Origin of the sequence: Bacillus cereus group sp. BfR-BA-01355, from assembly GCF_022663675.1 — a bacterium.
Taxonomy (GTDB): domain Bacteria; phylum Bacillota; class Bacilli; order Bacillales; family Bacillaceae_G; genus Bacillus_A; species Bacillus_A thuringiensis_S.
Map to the genome: position 1 here is coordinate 1 of NZ_JAKUFY010000210.1, position 4,179 is coordinate 4,179.

Consider the following 4,179-nt stretch of genomic DNA (forward strand, 5'->3'; position numbering starts at 1 on the left):
TTAAAATACTTGTTCTACTTCGATAACGCCTGGTACTTCTTCAAGTAACGCGCGCTCGATACCAGCTTTTAGTGTGATTGTAGAACTTGGGCAGCTTCCGCATGCACCCATAAGGCGTAGTTTTACGATACCTTCTTCAATGTCTACTAATTCAACGTCTCCGCCATCGCGAAGTAAGAATGGACGTAATTTATCTAATACTTCTAATACTTGTTCTTGCATATGTGGGTTTTCCATTTTTATCGACTCCTTTCATCAGTTTTATTATAATCAAGATAGAGGGGAAAATCTATTTTTTCTCTTCTTGTTTTATTGTCGAAATATTGTATCGTGTTTTTTCAGTATAGGGGTATGGAATAAGTTTGTAAAATGATGTGCTTATGTAATAAGACATCTGAATATACTGTTGGAACAAGAAGTGGGGGAGAAGAAATGGTTAATGTGCAAGTGTATGGGACGAAAGTAATTTGTGCGAGCTGCGTCGGAATGCCATCTTCAACAGAAACGTTTGAATGGTTACAAGCGGCAATTGGTCGTAAATATGAAGGACAAGAAAATAAATTTAATTTCGAGTATATTGATTTTCAAGAAGAACAAGAAGATGAAGATAAGAAAGCATTCGCTGAGCGCGTAGTGGAAGAAGATTTATTTTATCCGGTCGTTCTTATAAATGGAGAAATTGTTGGAGAAGGAAATCCTCGTTTGAAGGATGTTTACGAAGAAATCGAGAAATATTTATAAAACAAGAAGTCTTTGCGAATTTGCAAAGGCTTTTTTTATTGGAGGGATAGATGTGAAAAATGGAGTGAAGCATGCGTTACCAACGGAAGTACAACAGTTAATGGAGCGGTACACAGTAGAATTAAAAGAAATTTTTTTAGATGAAAAAATAGTCGGGGTATATATTTACGGATCCATCGCACTAGGTGCATTTCATAAGGAAACGAGCGATGTTGATTTTGTTACAGTGATAAGTGATTCCGTGAATGAAGCTGAAAAACAGCAGCTTGTGGAACTACATAAGAAACTTAGTGATAATACGCTAGGTAAAAGAATGGACGGTATGTATATTCCGCTTGTTGATTTAGGGAAATACAATGATGAAATAAACGAGTATGTGTATTGTGCAGATGGTAAAGCTAATGTTGGTCATTGGGACATTAATGCGGTCACATGGTGGACGTTGAAAAATCAAGGCATTACAGTTACCGGAAAAGAAGCAGAAGATCTTCCGTTGCAAATACAATGGAATGATGTAGTAAATACGATGAAATATAACGTAGAACAGTACTGGAGTGAAAAGGCGAAACAACCATATTTATTCTTTGTAGAAGAGTGGGTAGAATCAGCTGTCGTTACGATGGGACGTATTTTATATACACTAGATTATAAAACAATCGTTTCAAAAGATAGAGGATTGCAATACTTGTTAGAAAGTTCAGCGGAAGAATGGGAGCTTTTATTAAAAGAAGTAGAGCGAATACGGCACAATCCAAAAGAAAAGCGAATGCTCTCAAGGTGGAGAAGGGCAGATATGACGAAGAGGTACTTACTGCATTTAATTGAGACGTGTAGAGAGAAATGGTAGGGACGAAAATGGACAATACAGAGGGGTGTATTGTCTTTTTTTATGTTGAATTTGGTATATAATGGTTTAAAAAGTTTAATTATACTGGAGGGGATAGGATGAATATAGAATTAGCTACATATGAAGAAAAGAATGAACAAATGAGTATGCGCCAAGTAATTAGCATTCTATTAATTATTTTTGGGGTCATGCATGGAATTGGTTTTTTGAACCTTTTATATGATTCTTCCTTATACCCATGGTATGTAGATTATCTTATTCCACCTTTCACGTTTTGTATGATTATTGTAATGTATACACCGGCAAGAAATTACTGTTTACATTTAATAAAATCATTACAATTCAATAATTTTAAATACTATGTAACAATAATAATGACAACGATTGTAATGCTTATATATCTTGCAATATTAAATTTAGTTCTACCACATGGGCTTGGGGTGGACGAATCTAATATAGTAATAGAGCCTACTAAAAGTGAAATCATTTTATACGTAGTTGTACTCACCGTTTTTGCACCGATTTGGGAAGAGCTTTTATTTCGAGGGATACTTTTTAAGAAATTATCTCAGCGTTTTTCTACACTTACTAGTATCGCTATAAGTGCTTGTATATTTACTTTAGGCCATCCCCTTACAGTGGGTAGTCTTTTATATATTTTTGGTATGGGTATATGTTTAGCATACACATATAAGAAAACGAAGAATTTACTCGTTCCAATTGGGATTCATTTATTAAATAATTCGTTTTATTTATTATTGAATTTTCAACTATAAAAAGACGCCTTTTGTATTTTGTAGTAGATAGAAAAGTATTTACAAGTATTGTGTAGAGGAAAGATAATAGAAAAAAATATGTGCATGGGGGAAGATAATGAGTAAATATAAATTACATATAGATAAAGAACAACTATGGAAAGGCTGCGTTTTAAATTCGATTGCCCATGCAATTAATGTAGCGCATTGTCCAGATTTCTCACATGAAAGTTCATGGGATGGATTTAACTATAGTATGCAAAATACTCAAGGCGGACAAGGGACAATTACGTTTCATCCGAATTACACGATCGTATGTCTTCAAGATGTGAATAGCGAGAGAATTGATGAGTGGATTGATGCGAAAGATTATTTTGAAGGGGCACCTTCGGAAGTAATAGATATTGCGAAAGAAGAAGCACTTCAATACGTATTAGAAGAAGTAGAAGGCGAAACAGTTCCTTTTATTACAACTGCATTTTGGATTGAGGATAGCGGTGCGTATTCAATTGATTCATTTGAAGAGATGGAAGAGCACGGCGGATTCTTATTAGAAATTCCATTACTTGATACAGAATCAGCAATAGAAAGACTGGAAGAAGAGTATGAACTGACAGAGGAACAAATAGAGCTTTTACAACTCGTGTATAAGAAAAAAATCCAAAGTCCAAATGAGGAAATTAAGTTGTCTAAAGAAGAAATAGCAATGATTGGAACGGAAGATAGCGAAGGATTGGAAGTTAGTAAGGAGTCATTTGAAGAAATGAATATTACTTGGGAGTTGTAGGATAGGATATAAAATTGTGATAAAGCAAAATGTGAAATCATATTGCACTTTCTACTAGTTTTTTTATATACATATCAATTTCATGAAAGAATACGAGCTCTTTTTCCTCGGTATTCAGATGCACGGAGCAATGTAAATATTGCTGTAAATAGCGATTAGCTTGTTCGTACTGTTTTAATTTGGAGAAAGAAAAACAAGTAAGAAGCAGAAACGCTTTTTCTCGTAATATTGAAACGACAGCTAGTACCGGAGTAATGGAATGTATATTCATTTCCACTAGATTTTCATAAGACGCTCACGTTTGAAACCAGTCGAAAATAGTAGAAAGGTAATTCGGAATAGCGATAGTTTCATGTGAAACATTATGCAATAACTGGTTCTGTTTGATATGCATAGGCTCTATTCTCGTTTGTAGAATGCAATCGAATATTGAAATGTTTTCTTTTAATTGTAATTGGTCCGTAATAAGCTGTGGGAGACCGATAGGGTGGACTCCTATATTTATATAGAAGTCATCTCCAAACTGGCTTTTTTGTATGTTAATGAGCTTATAAAATCCGTTTTCAGCTTTGAAAAATGTATGTCTTTTTTTCTTAAAGCCGAGTGGTTTTAAAGTGGCGTGTAAATTTGTAATGAAATCTTGATCCTTTTTAGAGCGAGACTTATTCCTCGTCATATTCATACGTAGTTAAGTTTTGTAAGAAACTTTCAAAGTTAGGTGCTAATTCAATAATTTCCTCAAACTCATTATCGATAAATATAACTGGAGGATTTTCAGCTACATTTCGATAGTCTAATGCAATCCATGTATGTCCATCACCAGATAAAAGTACGATATTCTCAGGCATTTCCCATTCTCGAATTAAATAGCGACTCTCTAAAATACTAGATTCATTTTCATCAAAAGAAATACCATATAAACCAGATACATTAACGTGATCTTCTGCCCAAATTGTACTCTTCATATTCGGTCACCTCAAATAATAGTTTTAAGAATCTTATGTCATATATTATAGTTAGTTTAGATAACACGCAATAGAGGGAGGAAA

The 4,179-nt window shown here is 34.1% G+C and carries 5 protein-coding genes and 2 pseudogenes; 4 read left to right on the forward strand and 3 right to left on the reverse strand.

All coding sequences use genetic code 11. The annotated features are described in order from the left end of the window. Positions 1-237 (reverse strand): NifU family protein, encoded by a 237-nt coding sequence (locus MR167_RS30720; RefSeq protein ID WP_000431159.1) that lies wholly within the window; start codon positions 235-237, stop codon positions 1-3. A 195-nt stretch (positions 238-432) separates the two neighbouring features. Between MR167_RS30720 and MR167_RS30725 the strand changes: the two genes are divergently transcribed. From MR167_RS30725 to MR167_RS30740, 4 genes are all read left to right on the forward strand, one after another. After that, a complete protein-coding gene (locus MR167_RS30725) occupies positions 433-741 on the forward strand; it encodes a YuzD family protein (RefSeq protein ID WP_000248589.1) in 309 nt (102 codons plus the stop codon). 52 nt (positions 742-793) lie between these two features. Continuing rightward, positions 794-1,588 carry a nucleotidyltransferase domain-containing protein gene (locus MR167_RS30730; protein ID WP_002162985.1) on the forward strand — a complete coding sequence of 265 codons (795 nt, stop codon included), beginning with the start codon at positions 794-796 and terminating at the stop codon, positions 1,586-1,588. Between the two features lie 98 nt (positions 1,589-1,686). Further along, on the forward strand, positions 1,687-2,364 hold the full coding sequence (locus MR167_RS30735; protein ID WP_242316188.1) for a CPBP family intramembrane glutamic endopeptidase: 678 nt from the start codon (positions 1,687-1,689) through the stop codon (positions 2,362-2,364). Positions 2,365-2,461: 97 nt separating this feature from the next. After that, on the forward strand, positions 2,462-3,130 hold the full coding sequence (locus tag MR167_RS30740) for a hypothetical protein (protein ID WP_081144088.1): 669 nt from the start codon (positions 2,462-2,464) through the stop codon (positions 3,128-3,130). A gap of 37 nt (positions 3,131-3,167) precedes the next feature. Here the strand turns inward: MR167_RS30740 and MR167_RS30745 are convergent. Together MR167_RS30745 and MR167_RS30750 are read right to left on the reverse strand one after the other, a co-directional pair. After that, a pseudogene (locus MR167_RS30745) lies at positions 3,168-3,806 on the reverse strand (DUF4304 domain-containing protein). Beyond that, positions 3,793-4,080 (reverse strand): annotated as a pseudogene (locus tag MR167_RS30750) (SMI1/KNR4 family protein); the annotation flags it as partial. The pseudogenes MR167_RS30745 and MR167_RS30750, both read right to left, overlap by 14 nt. Between the last annotated feature and the right edge of the window lie 99 nt (positions 4,081-4,179).